Here is a 24,718-nt window from a genome sequence, read left to right on the forward strand (position 1 = left end):
AAAGGCCAAAGCGCCAAGGAGCCAAAAACCCTTTACTTCCCCCGCGCAACAACCCCATCGAGCACCCGCTCGACCGCCTCGACATACTGCTGCTTCCCAAACCGCTCCCGCGCAGTAGCGAGCCCTTGCGCGGCAAGCGCTTCACGCAAACCCGCATCATCATGCAACCTGCCGATAGTCGCAGCCAGTTCCTTCGCATCGCCAGGCGTGCAGAGCAACCCACTCTTACCGTGCTCGACAATCTCGGTCACACCACCATCACGCGAAGCCACAACCGGCCGCTGCGCCAGCATGCCTTCCACGACCACACGCCCGAACGGCTCAGCCGTAATAGACGTATGCGCGATCACATCGACAGCACGCATACACGCCGCGATGTCATGCCGAAAACCAAGAAAATGCACACGCGCCTGCAACCCATTCGCATCGACGAACGCACGCAACTCCGCCGCATAGGCGTCCTCGCCAAACAGCGGCGCCCCCACAAACACAGCATGCGCCCGCGGCTCACTGAGCAACGCTTCGAGCAGCACATGCTGCCCTTTCCAGCGCGCAAGCCGGCTAAACGCGCCAACGAGGAACGCTTCCTCGGGCAACCCGATCTGCGCACGCAATTGCGCCTGCGGCACACGCGCAAGCGCTCGGAACGGCGATTCATCCACCCCGTTATGCACAACATCGATACGCTTCGCATCGAATCGCGTGAGTTGCGCAAACACCTTCGCCGAAGCATGCGAATTCGCAATCACATGCGCGAGCCCCAGCTTCGCGCAGCCCTTGATCACGGCGCGCTGCACGCGGCCGAAGTGCTCGTCGCTCACGATGTCGCGCAAATGCCAGACCACCGGCTTACGCGCCAACTTGCCCGCAAGCACGCCAATCACCATGGCGCGTTGCGTGTTGGCGTAAAGCACGTCAGCTTCACGGGCGCGGCGGCGCGTCTCGCGCACGAGCGCGGCAATGCCCGCGAGCACACCCAGACGCGGCGCCGCACCGCCATCGCGCCGCACCTTGCTCAATGCGCCCGAATCGAGCACCTCCACGCGCGCGCCAGCCTTGTCGAGCGCCTCCCTGAAGGGGCCGTCGTTAAAGAGCAGCACGTCGATACGCGAGCGCAAGCCCTTCACCACTTCGAGCAGCGATAGCTCGGCGCCGCCCAGCACACCGCTCTGGTCGATCGCGAGTACACGCGGCGACTCCGTTGCGTCCACGTCGACTTCGAACGGCGGCGCGCCGTGCGCGGAGCCCGCCTGCGAGATCGCCGGCACCGCCTTCGCCACGCGCGCGAAAAACTGCTCGCGGAAATGCCGCGAAGAAAAGCGCTCGGCGTTCGCGCGGCAATCCTCGGCGCGGAATCGCCCCGGATCGCTTTCGAATGAGTCGACGGCCGCGATGATCGCGTCCGCGTTTTGCTCTTCGAAGAAGATGCCCGTGGGCCGCGAACCGGTGTCGCGCACCGTTTCGAGCGCGCCGCCCTTCCCGAAGGCAATCACAGGCGTGCCGCAAGCCTGTGCCTCAACCACGGAAATGCCGAAGTCTTCTTCCGCCGCGAACACGAAGGCTTTGGCGCGCCGCATGCGGTCATGCAGCACCGCGAACGGCTGATAGCCGAGCACTTCCACGTTGGGCGTAGCCTTCGCGCGCACCTTGTTCATGTCGGGACCGTCGCCGATCACCACGAGGCGCCGCTCAGGCATGCGCGAGAACGCCTCGACAATCAGGTCGATCTTCTTGTACGGCACGAGTCGCGAGGCAGTCACATAGAAGTCTTCCTTCTGCGTTTCCAGCTCGAACGCGTCGACATCCACGGGCGGGTACACCACCTCGGCCTGGCGCTGATACACCTTCTGAATGCGGCGCGCGATGAACTCCGAGTTGGCGACGAACTGGTCCACCGAATTCGCCGTACGTACGTCCCAGTTGCGGATGTAGTGCAGGATCAGGCGCGCGAGCATCGACTTCGGGCCGCGCGTGAGGCTCGACTCCTGCAGGTACTGATGCTGGAGATCCCACGCATAGCGGATCGGCGAATGCACGTAGCTGATATGAAACTGGTCCGGTCCCGTGAGCACGCCCTTGGCTACCGCGTGGCTACTCGAAATCACCACGTCGTAGCCCGACACGTCGAGTTGCTCGATGGCGAGCGGCATGAACGGCAGGTACGCGCGGTAGCGCTTGCGCGCGCCGGGCAGTTTCTGAATGAAAGAGGTCGTGGCGCGCTTGCCGCGCAGGAACGTGCGGTCCTTCGCATCGACGAAGTCGACGACCGAGAACAGGTCCGCGTCGGGAAAACAGGCCAGGATCTGCTCGAGCACACGCTCCGCGCCCGCGTAGGTCACGAGCCAGTCGTGCACGATGGCCACGCGCGGCGCGCGGCCCGCGGCGAGGGCTGGCCGCAAGGGCCGCAGCGGCATGACAGCGCCCGTTTCGGCGCGTCGCGCTTCGGTGGCGTCGCGCCGTTGAATGGGCGCGGCGGCGCTTTCGGACGGCGCCGCTTCGTCGATCAGTTCGTGACTCATGCGCTTTTCCGTGAATTCAGTCGAAAGAGAAGGGAACGGGCGTAGCCGCGCAGCATGGGCGTGGTCGCTACCGACCACACCACGTTGCCGAGCGCCAGCACGACACCGGCGCCGATGGCGTACAGCGCGTCCGGCAGCCACCACGCAAGAGCAAGCGCCGTGGCAAGAAAACTCAGGTGCGCAAACATATCGACGATGATCGTGCGGCTATGAATGCGCGACAGCCACAACAGCACGACGTAGTCGAACAGTGCGCGAAACAGCACGGCGGCCGCCGCGCCCGGCAAACCGAAACGCGAAATGCCGAGCCACAGCAGGCCCGCAAAGAGCGGCAATTCCACGAGCCCCACGCGTGCGGCAGCGGCAGGATTGTTTTGCGACTGGATAAGAATGCGCGTGACGCCCGCCTGCCCGACGAGCCACACGGCGATGATCAGCACGCGTCCAACCGGCGCGCCATGCTCGGCGATCACCGGTCCCACCCACGCATGCAGGAAGGGCGCGAGCACGACGATCGCGCCGATGGCGATGGGCGTGAACACGGCATTGAGAAATTGCAGCGACTGCGCGGCGATTTCATCCGCATGCTCGCGACCGAGTGCCGAGAGGCGCGGGAACAGTGTGCGCACGAGCGCATTGGGCACCATGTTCAGGCGCGTGACGAGGTTCTGCGGCACGGTGTAATACGTGACGAAGCGCGCGCCGAGGCCCGCGCCCAGCATCATGCGGTCGAGCGAGTCCGCGACCATCGTGGTGACGCTCGCAACCAGCATCCAGCCGCCGAAATTGAAGAGCGCCTTCGAGGTATCGAGGCGCGGCCCGCGCACCTTGCGAATGCCGAGTACGCGCAGCGCGGAGCGGCCAAGCAGGATGGCGGCCGCGAGACGCGCGAACACGGCGGCGGCCAGCACGGTCTGCAGATTCGGCTCGTACGCCCAGGCGGCGGCGAGCGGCAGCAGCTGGAACAGGAACGTGCCGAGCGTCTGGTTCGTGTTGTAGATGCCAAAGCGCTCCGCGCCGTTGATCGCGCCAGCGAACACCCACGACACGTTCGCCACCGGAATCGCCACGGCGAGCCAGGGCAGCGCGAGATAGACCTCGTGGCGCAGTTCGGGCGTGACGTGCGTGAAATACGCGGTATAGAGCGCGCCGCCCGAATAGATCAGCAGGCCGCCGATCGCGCCGGTCGTGAAGTTCAGCCAGAACGCGCTCCAGAACACACGCTCGCACGCATCGGCATCTTTGGACGCATACGCCTTTGAGATCTGGTTCTGCGCGGCCATGCTCATGCCGAGATCGAGCACGCTGAAGTAACCGATCAAGGTCCACACGAGCGCGATCACGCCGTAGCGCTCCACGCCGAGCAGGCGAATATACGAAGGCACCGTGACGAGCGACACGAAGGTCGGCAGCACGAGACCGAACAGATTGATTGCGACGTTGCGCAGTATTCCTTTATCCATTAGGTATCCAGTTGCGTGGCCCGTGAGGGTCAGGCCGGTTTCCAGCGGTACATGAGGACCTTGCCGCGCGCGTCTTCCTCGACGAACACGAGGTATTCGCCGTTTGCTTCGCGATGCGCGGTGATGCCGAACGGCACGTCGACCCAACCCGAGGTATTGCCCACTTCCGCGCCTGGGCCGAAGGTGCCGATCTCCTTCGCGCTGTCCTTGTCGTACACGTGCACGTTGCCCGCGGGCTCGACCACGAACATGTACTGGCCTTCCACCGTGAGCCCTGCCGGCGTGACAGGCGGCTTCGCCTTCGGGTCCCACGGCAGGCGCAGCATGTAGCGCTGCTCGGGGTGAGCGCTCGACCACTTGTCGTAGCGCACCAGCACGCGCCCCGCTTCCTTCCAGAAGCCGGGATCGTGGGGCGCGTCGGCGGTGTAGCCCGTCACATAGAGCGTGTCGGTCTGCGGTTCGTAGATCGCGCGATGCACCTCGGAAAACGGCGCGGGAATCGCGTACTTGTCGAGCTTGTCGTACGAGTAGATTGGGTTGCCCTTCGCATCGAGACCGCCGAAGCGAAAGCGCCAGATACCCTTGTCGTCGCGCGCGCGCCAGATGTCGCCGCGCGTGTCGATCCACCAGCCCCACCCGCCTGCAAGGTGATCGCGGCCCGGATTGCGCGTGAATTCGTCGGCGTCGAACGCGCCGTTGCCGTTCGTGTCGCGCCAGATCCAGTCGCCGGCCGACGGTACCGTTGGCGCATTCGGCACGTTTTGCACCCCGCGGCCGCGCCCCGCGATGAAGCCCGAGGGAATCGCGGTCTCGCCGTCGCGCTGCGCGTCGAAGCGATAGATCTTCAGGTGGTCCGCATACATGTCGGTCAGGAACAGGAACGTGCGCCCGTCCAACACGCGCGCGGTCGGCAGACCCGGCCACTGGTCGGTGTGAAAGACCGGGTCGTCGGGATAGCGGAACCGATTAGACAGGAATCCGACATATTTCCAGTCTTGCCCCGCCGGCTTCGACAAATCAAGTTCGAAGCGCTTGTTGCCCGTATAAACGCTGTTGGGGCGCTGCGGGTCCACCCAGGCGCCATCTACGAAGAGCAGGCCTTCCAGGTTCCACAGGCGCTTGCCTGCAGGCGTATACGCTTCCAGCGTCGCGCCAAGGCCCGCGCCGATGCTGCCATCGTGTTGCGGCCCCACGCCGTTGGTCGAGACGTAGATGTTGCCGCGCGCATCGGTGCCGACGCCCGTCAGGCCATTGAACCGGCCCGGCCCCGGCCTGCCCGCGACACCCGAGAAGATGCCGCCGCGTTCGCCAAGCGTGGCGCTCTGCGTCCACGTCTTGCCGTTGCGCGTGAAGATGAGAATCTGCTGGCGCGGCCCGTTATCGGCGATCAGCAGGCGTTGCTGCGGATCGAACGCGAGATCCACGGGCACCGCATCGTCGGGCAGCGCGAGCGTGTCGTCGAGGCGCTTGCCATCCGCCGAGTAATGCGCGACGCGCGGCTGGGCAGCGCCCTTGCCCGCGCCACTCCCCGTGAGCACCCACACCGACCCGTCGGCCGCGAGCGCGATACGTCCCGGCGCCTCAACGTCCCATTGCGTCTTGCGCTGCATCGAGTTCGCGTCGTACACCTCGATGCGGTTCATCGGCGTGTTGCTCACGTAGAGCGTCGAATCCGTAGCGGCGAGTCCGCCAATGTCGGCAGGTGTGCCGGCGGGGACTTCGTTGATCTTCAGAAACGACGCCGAAAGCTGCGCATGCGGATTGAGCGGATCGGGCGAAGCCTGAAACGCGGCCGCACGTTTGGGCTCGTCGAGCGGCCGGCGCGTGATGCCGTACCACTGGCTGCCCTTCGCAGGCCAGATGCCGCTGCCGACGAGATGGCCCTTCTCGTTACCCACACCCACCGCCGCATACAGATAGCGATGATTCACGGCCACCGCGTTGCCGCCGCCGCCCCCCCACCCATGCGTGCCGCCGGCAAAGCCGAGCGGCTTGCCGTCCTGGTACGCGCTGATCTCGGCGCCGCTCTCGTCCCACGGGGCGTTGGTGAAGACCTTGCCTTCGGGTGTGACGGCAATGGCCGTGACGTTGATTTGCATCCACGTGCCCTGGCCGTTGCCAAAGGTGTTGCCGATCCACGAGGTCGTCACGTTGAGCTGCGGCGCGGCGATGGTCTGGACCGAAGACGTGCAGATAAACGTGCACGTCGCGGCCAGCGCCAACGTCCTGCGCAAACGGCGATCGGGATTCGATAACGGCAAGGCAATTCCTCCGGTCTGATGACGGCAATCTGCCTGGATCATGCCGCACAAACCGTATGAAAAATCGCCTCCAAAAAACGGAAAATAATTCAAAAAAATTCAGTATTTATGACCCATTTCCGACTGCGCCGGAAATAAATCCCAGAACCCGGACGTGAAGCCTGTAAGGCCTATTCAGCTTGACCTGGCCTCATTTCCGGACAGCCATGCGTATTTCATATCGCGCAAATTCCGGCAATTAAAATTAAAAATCCAATACCAATATATTTCGGCTTTTTGAAGATTTAATTCTTTCTAGAATGAATCGCACAGTAATCGTGCATGCATGAACTCACCGGAGAACCGATGACCGTTAGCCGCCTGGTCCATCAACAAGGCCCCGCCGACCATTCCCACCGCATCGTCCAGCTGGACGGTCTGCGTGCTTTCGCCGTGCTCGCCGTGTTCGCGCAGCACGCCTTGCACGCGCCGCTGTGGATGGGCGTCGACCTGTTCTTCGTGCTGAGCGGCTTTCTGATCACCGGCATCCTGCTCGAGCGCAAGGCGCGCGGGCAATCGTATTTCAGCTACTTCTATGCGCGCCGGCTGCGCCGCATTCTGCCGCCTTACGTGCTGCTGCTCGTGGTGTCGTCGCTGCTGTTCGGCTTCGGCTGGGCGCACTACTGGCCGTGGTATGCGTTCTTCGCCACCAATATCGGCGACGCGCTCGGCCAGAGCGGACACGACAGCCTCAACATTCTCTGGTCGCTCGCCGTAGAAGAGCAGTTCTACATCGTGTGGCCCTTCGTCGTGCTGTTCCTGCCGCAGCGCCTCATGGCGGTAGTGGCGGCCGCGCTTATCATGCTCGTGCCCGTGCTGCGCGCCGTCGCGACGCCGTGGTTCGACACATACTGGCCGATTTACTATCTCACGCCGTTCCGCATGGACCTGCTGGCCGCCGGGGCACTGCTAGCCGTGCTCGTGCGCCGCGACCGCAACGCGCTCGAGCCTTTCAAATGGCCCGCCGCCGTGCTGTTCTTTGCCGCGCTCGGCGCGCTGGCCTGGCTGCACCTGCATTACCCGCGCTTTCGCGCGATGAACACGCCGCTCTCGAACGCGACGCTCTATAGCATCTCGCTCGTGCTCTGCACCTCCATCGTCGTGTTCGCGCTGCAGTCGAAAGGCATCGTACGGCGCCTGCTGTCGAACCCGGTGCTCGTGTATATCGGCACGATCAGCTACACGATCTACCTCATTCACCTCACGATTCTCTATGCCGTGTGGCCGCTTCACTACGGCCGCATCGAGAGCGCCGCGATTGCGCTCGTCCTCACGCTCGCTTATGCGAGTGCGAGCTGGTTCCTCTTCGAGCGCCGCCTCACGCGCGGCCCGCGCCGCCGCTCGGCGGCGAAGCCGGTGGACATCACCGCGCGCGTGCGCCAGTCGAGCCCGCAATCGTAATTCCTGAATCCCGTTCGCTATTTCAAGGACACATCACATGAACGAACGTCGCAAAGCGATCATCACCGGTGTTTCCGGCCAGGACGGCGCCTACCTCACGCGCCTTCTGCTCGACAAGGGCTACAACGTCACCGGCACGTATCGCCGCACCAGCTCCGTGAACTTCTGGCGCATGAACGAGCTCGGGATCCTCGACCATCCTTCGCTCGAACTCGTCGAACACGACCTCACGGATGCGGGCTCGACCCTGCGCCTCGTCGAGCGCGCACAAGCGCAGGAGGTCTACAACCTCGCGGCCCAGAGCTTCGTGGGCGTGTCGTTCGACCAGCCCGCTACGACCGCCGAAGTCACCGGCATTGGCGTGCTGAACATGCTCGAAGCGATTCGCGTGGTGAACCCGAAAGCGCGCTTCTATCAGGCTTCGACCTCCGAAATGTTTGGCAAGGTGCAGGCGATCCCGCAATGCGAGGAGACGCCGTTCTATCCGCGCAGCCCCTACGGCGTGGCGAAACTGTTCGCGCACTGGTCCACCGTTAACTATCGCGAGTCTTACGACATCTTCGCGACGAGCGGCATTCTCTTCAATCACGAGTCGCCGCTGCGCGGGCGCGAGTTCGTCACGCGCAAGATCACCGACAGCGTTGCCAAGATCAAGCTCGGCAAGCTCAACATGCTCGAACTCGGCAATCTCGACGCCAAGCGCGACTGGGGCTACGCGTCCGAATACGTCGAAGGCATGTGGCGCATGCTGCAGGCCGATGAACCCGACACCTACGTGCTCGCCACGGGCCGCACCGAAACCGTGCGCGACTTCGTGAAGATGGCGTTCACGGCAGCGGGCATCCAGCTCGAATGGTCGGGCAAGGGCGAGCGCGAAACCGGCATTTGCGTCGCCACGGGCCGCACGCTCGTGCGTGTGAGCCCGCGCTACTACCGCCCGGCCGAAGTCGATCTGCTCATTGGCGACCCGACCAAGGCGCAGCAAAAGCTCGGCTGGCAGCCGCAGACTTCGCTCGAGCAGCTCTGCCAGATGATGGTCACGGCCGACCTTGCGCGCAATGAACGCCATGACACATTCTGATCCCGCTAGCCGTCCGCGCGCGCTCATCACGGGCATTGGCGGCTTTACGGGCCGCTATATGGCCGCCCGCCTCGCGGCGGACGGCTACCGTGTCTGGGGCACCGTCCGGGCCGGAGAATCGCTCAGCGCCGAGGCCTTCCCGTTCGGCGCCACGGCGATCGAAGCCGACCTGCTCGAGCGCGGCGCCATCGCCCATGCGCTCGAGTCCGTGCAACCGGACGTGGTCGTGCATCTCGCCGCGTTGGCCCACGTGGCCGACAGCGACGTTGCGCGCACGTATCTCGTGAACGTGGTCGGCACGCGCAATCTGCTCGAAGCCCTCGCGCAGCAAAAGCACGTGCCGCGCGCCGTGCTGCTGGCGAGCAGCGCGAATGTCTATGGCAACGCCACGAACGGCGTGATCGACGAGCACGTCGAACCCCAACCCGCCAACGACTACGCAGTCAGCAAGCTCGCGATGGAATACGTCGCGAAGCGTTTTCAGGCGCAATTGCCGATCATCATCGCGCGCCCGTTCAACTACACAGGCGTTGGCCAGTCGCCGGACTTCCTGATCCCGAAGATCGTCGAGCACTATGCGCGCGGCGAAAAGCAGATTTCGCTTGGCAACCTTCACGTGGCCCGCGACTTCTCCGATGTGCGCGACGTGGTAAACGCCTATGCGCGGCTTGTCGAAGTCGCGCCGTGCGGCGTCACTGTCAACGTCTGCTCGGGCAGTGGTCAAACGCTCGGCGCGCTGCTCGGCATGCTTGCGCGCATTGCCGGCTACGAGATCGAGGTGCATGTCGATCCACGTTTCGTGCGCGCCAACGAGGTGCGCCAGTTGATCGGCTCGAACGCGAAGCTTCGCTCGATCGTCGGCGACAGCTCGCGCAAGCACCTGGAAGACACGCTGCGCTGGATGTACGAAGAAGCCCGCGAACGCGTGCTCGAAACGCAATAGCGCGCACTGCGCGCTTTCTCTCGTCTACACATCAACCGCCGCTCTCCCGAGCGGCGGTTTTCTATTGGTCTAACGACCCGCTTCAGTGGGTAGCAATCGCTTCCGCATAAACACCGGCCACGCGCTTCGCGATCACGGCGTTGTCGAAGTGCTCGCGCGCATACGCCTTGCATGCCGCTTCATCCGGCAGCTTGATGCGCCCAGAAAGCGCGCCGTCGATGCCGTCGGCAATCGCGTTCGCGCCCGTGGCCGGCAGCACGAGGTCCTGTGACAGCCCTGCCACCGCTTCCGGCAGGCCGCCCACTGGCGTCACCAGAACCGGCGTGCCGGCGGAAAGCGATTCCACCGTAATCAGCCCGAAGCCCTCCAGCGCGACCGTCGGCACCACGCTCAGCGTTGCGGCGCGATAGAGCGACGGCAGGTGCGCGTCGGGCACGAAACCGAGCAGCTTCACGTTATCGACCAGACCCGCTTCGTCGATGCGCTGCTGCAGTTCGGACTCCAGACGGCCGCGCCCTGCGATCAGCAGGAGCACGTCCGGATGACGCTGCTTCACCATCTTGATCGCATCGATCAGGTCCTCCAGACCCATGCGGCGCACGAGGCGGCGCACAGCCAGGATGATCGGGCGGCCCTGCGGCAGCTGCAGCCTCAGGCGCGCCTCGGCGGAGGAGCACGCCGGATCGAAATGCGCCGTATCCACGCAGCCCGGCACGATGCGCACGCGCTCGGGCGAAATGCCGTAGCGGCGCGTGAGAATGTCGCCAAACGCCTTCGAAAGCACGATGAGCCGCGACGAGCGCTCATACACCGACTGCTCCAGCGAGTGCTTGATGCGCTGGCTCAGCGTGGCCGCGCCTTCCACGAAGCTCTCGTCGGCCCACGGTCCCTGGAAGTGCGAAACCTGCGGAATGCCGCGCGTGACGTCGAGTCCGGGGAAGGTATACAGCGCGAAGTGCGAGGAAATCACGTCGGGACGGTGGCGGCGAATCTCGCTGCGCAACGCGCGGCGCGCGTCCATCAGGCGAAACGGCAGCGAGCGCGAAGCGGAGCCGAAGCCCTGGATCGCACCGCCGCTGTCCTCTGCCACCTTGGGCGAGCCGGCCACGACGCCGCGCACGCGCACGCCCGCACCGGGCAGCGCGCCCACCAGCGAGTAGTACATGCGGTCGAGCCCGCCTGCGCGCTCGGGAAACCAGTGCATGCCGATTTGCAGCGATTGAATGGAGTGTGTGGTCATCGCGTGTCCTTGTTCTGCACGTATGCGGTTATCAGGGGGTTTCTGCGCGCTGGAGCGGTTGACCGCCCGGCAGCGTCGCAGCAGCGAACTCGGGTTCTTCGCGGCGCACGGCCTCGCTCGCGTCGCCGGCCAGTTGCCGGTAGAGCGAGATGTATTGCGCAGCCATACGCGCCCAGCCGAATTGCGTGGCGAGTTCCGCCGCGGCCGCGCCCATTGCGAGGCGGCGCGGTGTGTCGGTGGCGAGCGTTTTCACGGCATTGGCGAGCGCGGGCACGTCGTCGGGGTCGTCGAGCACGATGCCGCACTCCGGCGTGATGATTTCCGCGCCGCCCGCCGTGCGCGCCGTCACGACGGGCAAGCCCGCCGCCATCGCTTCGAGCAGCGACAGGCTCATTGCTTCGTAGCGCGAAGGAAATACGTAGGTATCGACGGAGCGCATGAGCGTGGGCATCTCGCGCACAAGGCCGAGAAAATGCACGCGAGACTCGATGCCAAGCTCGCGCGCGAGATCGGGATACGGGCTGCCCGGCAGGTAGCCGGCCACGGCCAGATGCACGTTGCCGGGCATATGCTTGAGCGCGTGCAGCACCGTGCCGAGGTTCTTGCGCGGCGTGCGCAGATCGCCCACGAAAAGCAGCAGGAATGCATCGGCGGGCAGCGAGAACTTCGCGCGGTCGGCGCTCGCGGCCGAAAAGCCGCGCGTGTCCACGCCGTTGTAAATCACGTCGAGCCGCTCCACGGGGTGGCCGCCCGACGCGCGGATTTCGTCCGCGACCTTGCGCGAGACTGCGGCGATCACGCGCGAGCGCCGGTACGCCCAGCGCTCCAGCACCGCATTGGCGCGCGTATACACGAACTGGTAAGCGGACCACACGCCGCGCGTAAGACCGAACGGGTAATACTTGCTGCGCGCCCAGCCGCCGTGCACGAAGTGCGCGGTGTTCACGTCGGCGTGCGCCCAGGTAATGAAGCCGTTCACATGGAGCACGTCGTATGCGCGCCGGTTGCGGCGCAGCCACAGTGCGCTCTTCAGCGCGAACACCTGCTGGCGCAGCAGGTTGGTGGGCCACGCGCGCGAGGGTTGCACGTTCACCCACTTCACCTTCGGGTGGGCAAGCAGTTCGGGCGCGACGTGCGAGGCGACCAGCGTCACCTCGAACCCCTCGTCGAGCGCGGCGCGCGCGATTTCATGATTGACGCGGCCCTGGCCGTCATTGTGGCGCACGACATGCGTGACGATTGCGACTCTCAATCGGAGACCTCCGTGGTGCGGACATTGGCCTGGCGTTGCAGCTTCGTCCAATGTCCCGCGCTGAGAATGGAAAACACGCTCGAAAAGAGCAGCAGGCCGCCGGTGCCCACGAGCGAGTTGGTGAAGACGAGCATGGCGAAGATCGAGATCGCGAGGCTCAGGCACGCGCAAACGTAGCGGTCCTCCTGCAGGCGAAACGACACGCGCACCGCGCGCACGATCAGCCACAGCACGCCCGACATGTAAAGCAGCGTGCCGGGCCAGCCGAGCACGAACGGAATGTTCATCACACCGCTGTCGAAGCTGCCGTACTGCCCAAGCTGGCCGTTGTTGCTGGAGAGCTTCGTCGATGCGCCGGTGGCGCCCAGGCCCTCGCCCGTCACGTCGGTGAAGGCCTTCTTCGCGAAGTCGGCATAGAACTGGTTACGCGCCTCGTAGCTCTGGTCGTCCTTCAGATTCACGAGCGTATTCAGGCGCTGCTGCATGCGGTCCGCCACCGGACCGAACGTGAGCAGCGGCACGCATACGCCCGCCAGCACGACCGCGCTCACGATGATGCGAATGCGCACCTTGTTGCTCGACTTCATCAGCTGGATGACCATCGCGATCGCCCAGCCGCCCCAGGTGGAGCGCACGAGCGAGAGCGCGAACGAGAAGAAGCCGAACCCAGCCGCGACCCAGCGCACGCGATGCTGCGCGGCCATCACGAACACCATCGCGCCCATCATCGCGAACGCGAACGGGCCCGACGAATTCATCGTGCTGAACACGCGCACGCCGAGCGGCACGGGGTCGCCCTGCGAGTTCATGTCCGAGCCGATCATCCACATGGCGTCCCACGGCGGCATGATGAAGAACTGCACGAGACCATACGCGCCCATCACGAGCATGCCGTAGATGAAGGTGTTGATGATGGTCTTGCTGCATTCGGGGTACTGGCGCGTGAGCACCATGATGTGAAAGCCGATCAGGAACGGATAGATCCAGTTCGCGAGGTCATAGACGGCCGCCGCCGGGCCGCTGCCCACTACGCCCACAGCGAACCCATAGCCGATGCCGAGCAGCGCGAGCAGGAGCGGCAGGCCGCGCCGCTGCCCGAGAATCGGGTAGTAGCGCAGCAGCGAAATGCCGCTGATCATCGTCACGGCGAGCGGAGCGACCTGAATGAGGCTCGTGGGCGTGAAGCCGCCCTTGCCGTAGTCGGCCAGACGCCGCACTTCCGGGCTCAGGAACCACAGCCACCACATGAAGCCGATATAGCGCACCGGGTTCACGAAGTAGAGCCAGAAGCCCACCGCGATCGAAAGCACGGGGAACGCGAGCGTGAGCACCGTGCCCTGGTGCGCGCCGATCAGCAGCGCCGTGAGCACCCACAGGGCCAGCGGCGGCAGCGTATCGCGGCCCATCAGGCTGCGCAGGCCCCCACGGCGGGCGCGTTGCGGGCTCGCAGGCTGCGGCGCCGGTGCAGGGATAGCGGTCGTGACATCCATGATCACATCCCGCGCGCAGCGACGCCCCGGCCTTGGGGTTCGCCCGCCATCGATCCGCCATTGAGCGCGTCGCGCTCGAGCAGCATCTCGCGCGTGAGCTGCGCGTGCTGGCGCGCGAAGTGCTGCGTCGTGAGATCGCGCGTGCGCAGCTGCTCACAGGCTTCACACGCCTGGCCGAGCGCGCGCGCCGGATCGGCCACGAGCGCGTTCGCTGCATCGCGCAACTGCTGGACGTTGAACGGTTCCACATACGACGCGGCCTTGTCGTCGAAGTAGTCTTCGAGCGCACCGACCTTCGTCGCGATCATCGGCTTGCCGAGCGCCGCGGCTTCGAGCATCACCGTGATGCCCGAAGCGTGCGTGTTGGGACGCAGCGGCACGACGATAATGTCCGCCCAGTCATAGAGTGCATGCTGCTGCTTGATGCCGGAAACGCGCACGATTTCGACGTTGTCCGCGCGCGCCGATGCCGGCATGCGCCGCCGCGTGGCGATACGCACCTGGTAGCGCGTATCGTTGCCGAGCGCGCTCACGAGCGTGGTCCAGTCGCGGTCGCGGTCGTTGCCGATCGCGGCCACGCGCACCGGCGCATGCGGTTTCCATTCTGAAGGCGCACGCAGCGGAAAGTCGTTGGTGTTCAGCCCATAGAGCACGTGGCGCGCCTCGCGCCCGAAGTACTCGCCGCACAGCGCAGCATTCTCGCTCGCGAGCGTGGTGAGCAGATCGGCACGCTTGAGCAGCCGCTTGTAAATCGCGCGGCGCAGCGCGCCATAGCCCGGCCAGCGGTCGAGCAGCCACACGCTCTGCGCAAGCAGCAGCGGGCGCGCGCCGCCCTTCTTCGCATTCATCAGCAGCACCAGCGCCACGGCCAGATGCTCCTGCTCGGTGTGCGTCCAGATCACATCGGACTGCAGAATGGCGCGGCGATTGCGCCATGCGTGAATGAAGTCGAAACCGAACGCCGCCTTCAGGCCGCGCCGCACGAAGCGCATGGGCGTGCTCTCGCTCGCGTCCTGCGCGTAATTGAGCGCGAATTCCGCAGATTCCGCGTGATGGTATCCGTACAGGCTGCCGATATTCTCGCCTTTGCGATAGCGGCGCGGATCGGCGCCATAGAAAAGGTGGACGTGGACTTGCGTACCGCTCATTCGGGGTCCTCCGTATAGTCGTTGGCCGCGCCGCTCAAACGAGCGCGCGGCGCGCCTCTCGTGCGCCGCCGCGCACCGCGCGCCAGCGTGCGAACGCCGCACCCGCGGAATCGCCGCGCACGGCGCTCAGGCCCGTGTGCACGAGGCCCGGATACACGCGCGTGCCGACCAGCGCATACCACCACCAGGCAGTTTCGCGGCGCAGCGGCGTGAGATGGCCGAGCAGGATCAGATGCAGGTTGTAAGCGGCGTTGCGGATCGAAGCGAGCGTCTGCGCATTGCGCGGGTCTTCGCCCGGGCGCGGCGCGGGATAATGGTCCACGGCCACGAGCGGGTCGTACACGAGCTTCCAGCCCGCGCGCTTCACGCTCATGCTGAATGCCATGTCGTTATGCGTTTGCGCGCCGGTGCCGCGCAGGCGCCGGTCGAAACGCCGGTCGCCGATCGCCGCGCGGCGATAGCTCATGTTCGCGCCCTTGAGCAGGTCCACTTCGCGCGCGCCGCCCGCACCCAGATGATGATTGCCGACGATGCGGCCCGAGCGCTGCAGCTTGCCCACGAGCGTGCGCTCGCCGTCGATCATGCGCCCGTCTTCGTGCACCCAGTCGCGTCCGCCGAGCGCGCCGAGCTTCGGGTCGGACTCGAAGGCCGCCGCAATGCGCGCCACCCAGTCGGCGCGCGGCGCGGCATCGTCGTCGGTGATGGCGATCACGTCGCCCGTCGCAGCCTCGATGCCGCGATTGAGCGCCGCCACCTGCCCCGGCTCCTTGACAATGGCCACTTCCACGTTCAGCACGCGGGGCGTGACATGTTCGGCGAGGCACGCGTGCGTGGCCTCGTCGTCGGCGCGGGCCACCACCACGATTTCGTCGGGCGCGCGCTGCTGGCGCAGGAGCGCCGAAAGGCAGCGCGACAGATCGTCAGGACGCCGATACGTCGGCACGAGCACGGTCACTTTCATCGCGTGTTCTCCTTTGCTGTGCTGGATAGGTGGGTAGACGTCATGCGCTCAGGTACTCGCGCACGTTCGCATAGCCGTAGCCATAGTTGCCGCGCGTGCGTGCCGGCACGCCGTTGAATACGCCGCCCTGCACGCGCACGCCGGCATTGCGCAGACGCTTGAGCGCCTCGGTGATTTCGCCTTCGGTGTGCAGGCCCGAGCGCAACACGAGGAACGTCGAGCCGGCATGTCCGCCGATGATGGCGGCGTCGGTCACGGCGAGCACCGGCGGTGTGTCGATGAGCAACACGTCGTAGCGGTTCGACAGGCCTTCGAGGTACTGGCCAAGACGCGGCGACATCAACAGCTCGGAAGGGTTGGGCGGACGACGGCCGCACGAGATGAAGTGCAGGTTGTCCACTTCGGTCGCGCGAATCGCCTCGTCCAGCGCAATCTGCCCCGAAAGCAGCTCGGAGAAGCCGTTTTCCTGCGGGCCGCCCAGATGACGTTCGAGCGCGCCACGGCGCATGTCGCCGTCGATCATCAGCACGCGCTTGCCCGAATGCGCGAGCAGCACGGCGAGGTTCGCGGTCAGGAAGCTCTTGCCGACGCCGGGCACCGAACCCGTCAGCATGACCACGCGATTACGCGCGTCCATCACACTGAACTGCAGCGAGGTGCGCAGGCTACGCAGGCTTTCGACCGTGAGGTCCTTGGGGCGCGCGTTGGCGAGCACTTCGCGCAGGCGCGAGCCGCCACGCACCGGGCCGCGCTTTTCGAGCGCCAGCTGCTCCGGCGAAAGCGGCACGAGGCCGTACACGGGCAGCTGGAACGAGCGCTCGATCTGGTCCGGATCGACAATGCCCTTGAACATGTTGCGGCGCATGAGCACGAAGCCCGTGCCGAGAATGATGCCGAGCAGCGACGCCGCCGAAACGATCAGCAGTTTCTTGGGCTTCGAGGGGCTGCCGGGGCGCAACGCCGGATCGATGATATGCACGTTGCCGCCCGTGCCCACACGCTGCACGGAAAGCTCCTGAATGCGGTTGAGCAGCAGCACGTAGATGTCCTCTGCCACCTTCGCGTCACGCTGCAGTTGCACGGCCTTCACTTCCGTGGCCGGCAGGTCGCGGAACTTCGTGTCGTACTTTGCGCGCTCCGCCTGCAGCTGCGCGAGCTGCTGGCGCGCCGCGATCAGCACCGGATGCTGGTCGCCGAAGCGCTGTTGCAGCGAGGCGATCTGCAGTTGCAGCGCGGAAATCTGCTGCTCGTATTGCACGCTGCCGTCGAGATAGATCTTCGCTTCGTCGCTCGCGTTGATCGAACCCGACTTGCTCTGGTACGCCGTGAGCGCCGCTTCGGCGTTTTCGAGGTCCCCCTTCAGGCGCGGCTGTTCGCTGCGCAGGAAGTCGAGCATCTTGCTCGCGTCGGCCTGCTTCGTCGCCACGTGCTCGCGCAGGTACGACTGCGCCACTGCGTTGGCAATCGCGGCCGCGTGCTCGGGGTCGTTGTCTTCGAGTGAGATGTCGATCACGCCCGTTTGCTTGCCCTGCTCCTGCACCTGGATCGCGTTCTGGAAGCCGCTGATCGCGTCGAGGTCGTTCAGGCGCACGACCTTGAAGCGCGTGCCCGGACGCGCCACGAGCTTGCTCACGAGCAGCTTCACGCCGCCGCCCTCTTCGACCTGGCCAACGGTGCCTTCGAGCAGGCGCGCGCCGTCCGGCGTCGAGATCACATAGCGGTCGTTATCGAGCGCGGTGAGCGTGAGCTTCTTGCCTTCGAGCCCGGGCGTGACCTCGACCGAGTCGATATTGATGACCTCGCCGCCCCACGCATAGCTGCCGAGCCAGTTGCTGAGCCCGAACCACGGACGCGCGGGCGTGCCCGGCGTCGCGAGGCGTGCGGAAAGGCTGCCGATCAAGGGCAGCATGACCGGCGTGACGGTGGTGTTCAGCTTGAACTGCTTGACCACCGGCTCGACCACGCTGCGGCTCTTGATCATCTGGATCTCGGCGTCGGTGGGCAAACTGCCCGCCGACGATCCGGAGCTGATGTTCGCGCCCGTTTGCGTTTGCGTGAGGGCCTGCGACGTGTAGTCGGAAGGCTCCACGCGAACCTGGGTGTCGGCCGTATAGACCGGCTTGGCGATAAAGCAATAAAACACGGCCATGGCGATCACCGCCGCCGCGATTGCGATGAGCCAGCCGATGTCGTCGATGATGACGCGCAGCAACTGGCCGAGAACGACGTCCTCTTCCTCGGTGCGGGCCGCCGGGGCCGCCTGGCTATTGGCTTGTAGGGTCACGATTCAATCCCGTTGTTTAGGTGTTGCTCCTGCGTCTTCCCAGGAAGCGCTTTGATCACGCGCTTACTTCGCGATCTGCTTCAGATAGAAGACGGTCTGGATGGTCGGCAGCACCTGCTGCAACACACGGTTGAAGGTCGTCGAAGCGGCCGTGCCCACGTACACCACATCCAGCGGCTTGAGCTGGAATTGCGACGAAAGCATGATCGCGTCGGGCTTGGTCATGTCGAGACGGTAGATCTCGGGTTGCGTCGGGTTGTCCTTCATGCCGCGCATCACGAAGATCTGGCGCGGGTTCGCGTCGGTATCGAGAATGCCGCCCGCCTGGGTGAGCGCGTCGGCGATCGTCAGATTGCCGCGGATGAGGCTCGTCTGCGTCGGCGTCTTCACTTCACCCATCACGAATATTCTGCTATCCGAACGATCTGGAATATTGATGACGTCGCCGTCCTGCAGCATCACGTCCTGAGTCGTGTCGCCGCCGTCGAGCATGCGGTTCGCATCGAGCGTGTACAGCTTGCCGCCGCGCGTGAGGCGCACGCGGTTGATGTCGGCGCTGTCGGTCGTGCCGCCCGAGCGCGTAATGGCGTCGACCAGCGTGAGCGGCACGTCGCTCATGGAGAGCGGGCCGGGCGTCTTCACGTCGCCCGTGACCTGCACCTTCTGGCTGCGATAGGCGAGCACGCGCACGTCCACCTGCGGGTTCTTCACGTATGGCCCGAGTCCTGCCGCGAGTTGCTCACGCAACTGCGAGGGCGTCTTGCCCGCCGCCATCACGCGGCCCACGAACGGAAAGAAGATCGTGCCGTCCTTCGACACGGTCTGCCCGTAGGGGTCGGACTGCCCCGAGAGCGCATTGGTATAGGGCTGCGTGAGCGCCTGACCCACAGTCTGCGTGGTGTTGCCGCCCGTGGAGAACGTCGAGCCCTGCGGCGTCGAAAGCTCGGGGTGATCGAACACGGTCACACCGAGAATGTCCTGCGGCGCGATGTGATAGACGTAGTCGGCGGCGCTTGCAAACTTCGAGGGCGGCAGCGGCGCTTTCGGCGCGGTGGCGGCCGCCTGCGCCTGCTGCAGCACGACTTGCTGCGTGATGAGCTGCACGTTGAACTGCTGCTGCGGCTGGTTGTTCGGCGCTTCTTTCAGGCTCGACGTGTCGAGATAGTTGCCGGGCGCCGTTGCGCACGCGGAAACGAAGACGCTCAACGCGACTACCGCCGTCAGTTTCAGTTTTGTCATTGGCATATTCGGCTCAACCATCCCTTAACCATACGATCCATCAATTCAAGACTCTTGCGATACGCGGACTCGTGGAGCCCATGCGGATCGCTGACATCAGAGTTTTCCCAGTTACCGAGCGCGTACACCTTGCCGCGCGCGGTGGGTTCAATGCGCTCGACCGCGGCGACCTGACGGCGCTCGGTCACGAGCACGAGGTCGGCCGAGCGCACGAGGCGGCTCGTGAGGCGGCGCGACTGATGCTCGCCCACCTTCATGCCGCGCTCGGCAAGGAGCCACTGCATCACGGGGTCCATGTCGTCGCCGTCGCGCGCACGCAGGCCCGCCGATTGAAACGATTCCGCCCCTGAGCCTTGCTGCTCGCGCAGACGCTCGCGAAAGAGCTGCTCAGCAGCCGGCGAGCGGCAGACGTTGGCGTGGCAAACGATGAGCACGTTCTTGATCATGGTCGCGTGACTCCCTTCCTTGACATGCGCGATGCGTAGCCCGGCAGCGCTCAGGCCAGCGCCTGCGTGGCGGCGGTTTCGGCGCGCGCGCGGCTTGCCTGCGTCGCACTCGCGCGGCCCACGGCGTGGTACTCGATGCCGAGTTCCTGCAATGCCGACGGCTCGTAGAGATTGCGGCCGTCGAACACGATCGGCATCTTCAACTGCTGCTTGAGCGTTTCGAAATCGGGCGCCTTGAAGACCTTCCATTCCGTTGCGATCACAACGGCGTCCGCTTCGCCCGCGGCTTCCATCGCGTCGGTCACGAACGACAGCCGCGCCTGATGTTCCGGCGCGTGCGCGAGATCGATCGCGAGAACACGCTTCGCCTCTGCGGTCGCAACCGGGTCGTATGCCTTGACCGTGGCGCCGCGCGCGAGCAGTTCGGCGATGAGCGTGCGGCTCGGCGCCTCGCGCATGTCGTCGGTGTTCGGCTTGAACGCGAGACCCCAGACGCCGAACGTGCGGCCCGTGAGGTCGGAGCCGAAGCGCGTGACGATCTTCTGTGCGAGCACCTGCTTCTGCGCTTCATTGACGGACTCCACGGCGCGCAGGATCTGCAGCGGCTCGCCGAAATCCTCGGCGGTGCGCATGAGCGCCTTCACGTCTTTAGGGAAGCACGAGCCGCCATAGCCGCAACCCGCATAGAGGAAGTCGTAGCCGATGCGCGGGTCCGAGCCCACGCCGCGGCGCACGGCCTCGATATCGGCGCCCACGCGGTCGGCCAGGTTCGCGAGTTCGTTCATGAACGAAATGCGCGTCGCGAGCATGGCGTTGGCCGCGTACTTGGTGAATTCGGCCGAGTGCACGTCCATGTAGAGCGTGCGCTCGTGATTGCGGTTGAACGGCGCGTAGAGCCGCTTCATGACCTCTTTCGCGCGCTCGCCGGGCACGTCGTCGTTGCAGCCGAGCACGATGCGATCCGGCCGCGCGAAGTCCTCGACGGCCGCGCCTTCCTTCAGGAACTCGGGGTTCGAGACCACCGAGAACATGTGGCTTTCGCCGCGCTTGCGCAGTTCGGAGGCGATCGCGTCGTGCACGAGCGCGGCCGTGCCCACCGGCACCGTGGACTTGTCCACCACCACCTTGAAGCCGGTCATGTGACGGCCGATATTGCGCGCGGCCGCCAGCACGTATTGCAGATCGGCCGAGCCGTCTTCGTCGGGCGGCGTGCCCACGGCGACGAACTGCACGTCGCCGTGCGCGACCGCCGCTTCCACATCGGTCGAGAACTTGAGCCGGCGCGCGCGCACATTGCGCTCGATGATTTCCTTCAGACCCGGCTCGTGAATCGGCACGACGCCCTGGTTGAGCAGGTCGATCTTGCGCTGGTCCACGTCGAGACAGAACACGTCGTTGCCGATGTCGGCAAGACAAGCGCCCGTTACGAGACCCACATAACCGCTGCCAATGATCGTCAGATTCATGCCCACCTCAAAAGTGATTGGTTCTTCCTGTCATGCGAACCGTTGCGCACACTAGCCGTGCGCGCACTCGCTTCGCCTCAATATGCGTTCTGGCCTGCGAAACCCTTCCACATGGTCATCGCCACGATGCGCAGGTCGAGCGCGAAGCTCCAGTGCTGCATGTAGTGCAGATCGAAGCGCACGCGGTCGCGCATCTTTTCCACGCGATCGGTTTCGCCGCGAAAGCCGTTGACCTGCGCCCAGCCGGTAATGCCAGGCTTGATGCGGTAGCGCGCCATGTAGCCGCGCACGAGGTCCTTGTAGATGTCGTCGTGCGCAAGCGCGTGCGGGCGCGGCCCCACCACCGACATCTCGCCCTTGAGCACGTTGATGAATTGCGGCAGCTCGTCGAGGCTCGTGCGGCGCAGGAACGCGCCCACGCGCGTCACGCGCGGATCGTTGCGGCGCGCTTGCGTGATCTGGCCCGCGACTTCCGCGTGGACCTTCATCGAGCGGAACTTGTAGATCTCGAACTCGTTGCCATCCAGACCCTTGCGGCGCTGCTTGAAAAACACCGGGCCCTTCGACGTGAGCTTCACGGCGAACGAAATCGCGGCGAGCAGCGGCGCGAGCGCGACCAGCACGCCGCCCGCGAACACGATGTCGAACACGCGCTTGGGCAGCACGCTCAGGTCCGTGACCGGCGAGGCCGCGAGATTGATGGCGGGCACGCCGAGCAGGTCGACCACGGGCTGGCTGAAGAACGAGAGGCTGCGCACGTCCGGAATGAAGCGGATGTTCACGAAGTCGTTGCGCAAGGCCGTCACGATGCGATGGATCGTGCGCTCCTTGGTAATCGGCAACGCGAGCCACAGTTCGCGCACTTCGTTCTCGCGCACGAACGCGAGCAAGGCCTGGAGGTTGCGCTCCACAGGCACGCCGTCGATCGCGGCGGCGCCGTCCGCGTCGCTGTCCTCGTCGAACACGATCGCGGGATGAAAGCCCGCTTCCGGGTGAAAGCGCATGTGCTCGATCAGGAAGCGCCCGTTGCGCGGGCCGCCCACCACGGCCACGGCCTTCTGGTTGTAGCCCTCGCGGCGAATGCCACGCAGCACCATGTGCACGAGCGCCTTCGAGACGATCAGCAACGCCACCGAGGCGACGACCCAGTACGCGAGCCACAGGCGCGAGAGCGAATCGGCGCGGTGCAGGCTGAAGCTCAGCAGGATGCCCGTGCCCTCCACGGCGAGCCATGCGGCGCACACGCGGGCAAAGAGCGCGTACAGCGACTTGCCGCGCCACGACTTGTAGATGCCGAACGCCGGGAACATCCAGATCGCGAGCACGCAGTTGAACGCGAGCGCCACGCTCTCCGCGTCGGTGAGCGGCACGAGCTGGCCACGATGCAAGGCGGCCGCGAGCAACGCTCCAGCAGCAATGGCGGCAACGTCGAATATTCTGGCTAGAACGCTGAGCATGTCCGGCACCTCGGGTTAAAAAAATGAATCGCGGCCACGCACTGCACATCGTGGCCGTTCTCTTCAAAAGTTTCTGGGACAGCGTCGCCGCAAAAAACGCAGGGCGCCGCTAATTCTGATCCGAATAAACCCTAATAAGGCGCGATAAAAATTCCGCCCGCAAGCCTCAAAAGTATCTCTAATTGTTTCGTCGCTTTCAGGTCAATTTTTTGCGAATTTTGTCGGCAAAGATTGCCGGAATCCGCCTCCGCATTGACCCATAACCCCGATCGTCCCGGCAGATTTTTCCTGTCACGGTGTGAAATTTCGGGTTTCGACAAGAAATTTCATAGGCATACAGCCTATTTTTTATTGCATTTTTTATCGATATTTAGACTCATCGTTTATGCAATTTAAATTTAATTCCAATATTTTCCGTTTTCTTCTTTACGACTCGATTTATGACGATTTTAAGCATGCTACAAATCGCATCACCGATACCTTTTACAGGAGAGCGAGATGACGGATACGGGTTCCGCTACGGCATCGGCAAAAGCGTCCCAGACGCGTGCCGAAACGCGCAGCGCATTGCAGGTATGCCCTGTCGTGCTTGCGGGCGGCGCGGGCTCGCGACTGTGGCCACTGTCGCGCGAGCAATATCCGAAGCAGATGATCAACCTCGTGGGCGAGCAGTCGCTGCTTGCCAGCACCGCGGGCCGCCTCGATGCGCTCGCCGAGCGCGTGACGCTCGCAGAGGAACTGCTGATCGTCTGCAACGAAGAACATCGATTCACCACCGCCGACCAGGTTCGCGCGACAGGCAAGCGCGCGCGTCTGATCCTCGAGCCGGTGGGCCGCGATACGGCGCCCGCACTCACGATCGCCGCCATGTCGGTCGTCGCCTCGCACGAGGACGGCATTCTCGTGGTGATGCCGGCCGACCATGCGCTTGCCGACCTCGAAGCGTTCCAGAACGCGGTGGCCGAAGGCGTGCGTCATGCGGCGAACGGGCAAATCGTAACGATGGGCATCGTGCCCACGCATCCCGAAGTGGGCTACGGCTACATTCACGTGGGCGAGCCGCTCGCGAGCACCGAGCCCAATGGTGCGCGGCGTCTGAACGGCTTCGTCGAAAAGCCTTATTTCGAGCTGGCGCAGCAATACGTCGCTTCGCAGCGCTACTGGTGGAACAGCGGCATTTTCATCGTGCGTGCATCGACCTGGCTCAAGGCGATTCGCCATTTCCATCCGGCTATCTACGCCGCATGCGCACAATCGATCGAGCACGGCAAGGCGGACGGCGACTTCTTCCGCGTGGATAGCGACGCGTTCGCACGTTCGCCTTCGAACTCGATCGACTACGCCGTGATGGAGCCGCTCGCCGGCGACCCGTCTGTGGCAAGCGGCGTAGTCGTGCCGCTCACGGCCGGCTGGACCGACCTCGGCTCATGGGACACCGTCTGGCAAGTTTCGCCGAAGGACGACGAAGGCAACGTCGCGCAAGGCCGCGTGATGTTCGAAGGCGCAACCGACACCTTCGCGCATGCGGACGGTCGGCTCGTGGCCTGCCTCGGCACGAAGGACCTCGTGATCGTGGAGACGCCCGACGCTCTCCTCGTTGCCGACCGCTCGCGCGCCCAGGACGTCAAGAAGATCGTGCAACGTCTGAAGCAGGAGCGCCGCACGGAAGCCGTGGCACACCGCCTCGTGCATCGTCCGTGGGGCCACTACGACAGCGTGGACAGCGGCGAGCGCTTCCAGGTCAAGCGGATTGTGGTCGAGCCGGGCGCACGCCTGTCGCTGCAGATGCATCACCACCGCGCCGAGCATTGGGTCGTCGTACGCGGCACGGCGCTCGTCACGCGCGGGGAAGAACGCTTCATCGTTTCGGAAAACGAGTCAGCGTATATCCCGCTGGGCGTGTCGCATCGACTGGAAAATCCGGGCAAGATGCCGCTCGAGATCATCGAGGTGCAGTCGGGCTCGTATCTCGGTGAGGACGATATCGTGCGTCTGGACGATCAGTACGGGAGGCAGTGAAGAAAGCAG

At 64.8% G+C, this 24,718-nt stretch carries 18 protein-coding genes; 4 read left to right on the forward strand and 14 right to left on the reverse strand.

Annotation, left to right across the window (positions count from 1 at the left end):
- Nucleotides 1–32: 32 nt before the first annotated feature.
- Genes U5A52_RS01535 through U5A52_RS01545 form a run of 3 tightly spaced genes read right to left on the reverse strand, consistent with a single transcriptional unit; the run spans nt 33 to nt 6,243 of the window.
- Nucleotides 33–2,519: a glycosyltransferase family 4 protein gene (locus U5A52_RS01535; RefSeq protein WP_321933562.1), complete on the reverse strand. Its 2,487-nt coding sequence runs from the start codon at nt 2,517–2,519 to the stop codon at nt 33–35.
- The gene (locus U5A52_RS01540; protein WP_321933563.1) at nt 2,516–3,982 is read right to left on the reverse strand and encodes a flippase; all 1,467 of its coding nucleotides are present in this window, start codon (nt 3,980–3,982) and stop codon (nt 2,516–2,518) included. The genes U5A52_RS01535 and U5A52_RS01540 overlap by 4 nt, the downstream gene beginning before the upstream one ends.
- A 29-nt stretch (nt 3,983–4,011) precedes the next feature.
- Entirely contained in the window at nt 4,012–6,243 is a 2,232-nt protein-coding gene (locus U5A52_RS01545; protein ID WP_415773363.1) for a hypothetical protein, read from the reverse strand.
- 345 nt (nt 6,244–6,588) lie between these two features.
- Here U5A52_RS01545 and U5A52_RS01550 point away from each other — a divergent pair, with 345 nt between their 5' ends.
- The 3 genes from U5A52_RS01550 to U5A52_RS01560 are packed head-to-tail and all read left to right on the forward strand — an operon-like array spanning nt 6,589 to nt 9,707.
- Nucleotides 6,589–7,683: an acyltransferase gene (locus U5A52_RS01550; RefSeq protein WP_321933565.1), complete on the forward strand. Its 1,095-nt coding sequence runs from the start codon at nt 6,589–6,591 to the stop codon at nt 7,681–7,683.
- A gap of 37 nt (nt 7,684–7,720) precedes the next feature.
- Nucleotides 7,721–8,764 carry a GDP-mannose 4,6-dehydratase gene (gene gmd, locus U5A52_RS01555; protein WP_321909340.1) on the forward strand — a complete coding sequence of 348 codons (1,044 nt, stop codon included), beginning with the start codon at nt 7,721–7,723 and terminating at the stop codon, nt 8,762–8,764.
- Nucleotides 8,751–9,707: a GDP-mannose 4,6-dehydratase gene (locus U5A52_RS01560; protein WP_321933567.1), complete on the forward strand. Its 957-nt coding sequence runs from the start codon at nt 8,751–8,753 to the stop codon at nt 9,705–9,707. Before gmd ends, U5A52_RS01560 begins: the two co-directional genes overlap by 14 nt.
- An 82-nt stretch (nt 9,708–9,789) precedes the next feature.
- Here the strand turns inward: U5A52_RS01560 and U5A52_RS01565 are convergent, their stop codons facing one another.
- From U5A52_RS01565 to U5A52_RS01615, 11 genes are all read right to left on the reverse strand, one after another.
- Nucleotides 9,790–10,947, reverse strand: a complete 1,158-nt coding sequence (locus U5A52_RS01565) for a glycosyltransferase family 4 protein (protein WP_321933568.1) — start codon at nt 10,945–10,947, stop codon at nt 9,790–9,792.
- 31 nt (nt 10,948–10,978) lie between these two features.
- Nucleotides 10,979–12,199, reverse strand: coding sequence for a glycosyltransferase family 4 protein (locus tag U5A52_RS01570; protein ID WP_321909344.1), 1,221 nt, complete (start codon nt 12,197–12,199; stop codon nt 10,979–10,981).
- Nucleotides 12,196–13,689 (reverse strand): O-antigen ligase family protein, encoded by a 1,494-nt coding sequence (locus U5A52_RS01575; protein ID WP_415764586.1) that lies wholly within the window; start codon nt 13,687–13,689, stop codon nt 12,196–12,198. Before U5A52_RS01575 ends, U5A52_RS01570 begins: the two co-directional genes overlap by 4 nt.
- 2 nt (nt 13,690–13,691) lie before the next feature.
- The gene (locus tag U5A52_RS01580; RefSeq protein ID WP_321933570.1) at nt 13,692–14,837 is read right to left on the reverse strand and encodes a glycosyltransferase; all 1,146 of its coding nucleotides are present in this window, start codon (nt 14,835–14,837) and stop codon (nt 13,692–13,694) included.
- Between the two features lie 34 nt (nt 14,838–14,871).
- The gene (locus tag U5A52_RS01585; protein WP_321909347.1) at nt 14,872–15,798 is read right to left on the reverse strand and encodes a glycosyltransferase family 2 protein; all 927 of its coding nucleotides are present in this window, start codon (nt 15,796–15,798) and stop codon (nt 14,872–14,874) included.
- A 40-nt stretch (nt 15,799–15,838) separates the two neighbouring features.
- Complete coding sequence (locus U5A52_RS01590; protein ID WP_415773524.1) at nt 15,839–18,085, reverse strand: polysaccharide biosynthesis tyrosine autokinase; 2,247 nt, start codon at nt 18,083–18,085, stop codon at nt 15,839–15,841.
- A gap of 60 nt (nt 18,086–18,145) precedes the next feature.
- A complete protein-coding gene (locus U5A52_RS01595; protein WP_321909352.1) occupies nt 18,146–19,321 on the reverse strand; it encodes a polysaccharide biosynthesis/export family protein in 1,176 nt (391 codons plus the stop codon).
- Nucleotides 19,318–19,767, reverse strand: coding sequence for a low molecular weight phosphotyrosine protein phosphatase (locus U5A52_RS01600; RefSeq protein WP_321909354.1), 450 nt, complete (start codon nt 19,765–19,767; stop codon nt 19,318–19,320). The genes U5A52_RS01595 and U5A52_RS01600 overlap by 4 nt, the downstream gene beginning before the upstream one ends.
- A gap of 50 nt (nt 19,768–19,817) precedes the next feature.
- Nucleotides 19,818–21,233, reverse strand: coding sequence for a UDP-glucose/GDP-mannose dehydrogenase family protein (locus U5A52_RS01605; protein WP_321909356.1), 1,416 nt, complete (start codon nt 21,231–21,233; stop codon nt 19,818–19,820).
- A 77-nt stretch (nt 21,234–21,310) separates the two neighbouring features.
- Nucleotides 21,311–22,690 carry an undecaprenyl-phosphate glucose phosphotransferase gene (locus U5A52_RS01610; RefSeq protein ID WP_321933575.1) on the reverse strand — a complete coding sequence of 460 codons (1,380 nt, stop codon included), beginning with the start codon at nt 22,688–22,690 and terminating at the stop codon, nt 21,311–21,313.
- A 131-nt stretch (nt 22,691–22,821) separates the two neighbouring features.
- Nucleotides 22,822–23,010: a hypothetical protein gene (locus U5A52_RS01615; protein WP_321933577.1), complete on the reverse strand. Its 189-nt coding sequence runs from the start codon at nt 23,008–23,010 to the stop codon at nt 22,822–22,824.
- A 178-nt stretch (nt 23,011–23,188) separates the two neighbouring features.
- Here U5A52_RS01615 and U5A52_RS01620 point away from each other — a divergent pair, with 178 nt between their 5' ends.
- The gene (locus tag U5A52_RS01620; protein WP_321933579.1) at nt 23,189–24,709 is read left to right on the forward strand and encodes a mannose-1-phosphate guanylyltransferase/mannose-6-phosphate isomerase; all 1,521 of its coding nucleotides are present in this window, start codon (nt 23,189–23,191) and stop codon (nt 24,707–24,709) included.
- Nucleotides 24,710–24,718 lie beyond the last annotated feature (9 nt).

This window comes from Paraburkholderia sp. J8-2, assembly GCF_905220195.1.
GTDB lineage: Bacteria > Pseudomonadota > Gammaproteobacteria > Burkholderiales > Burkholderiaceae > Paraburkholderia.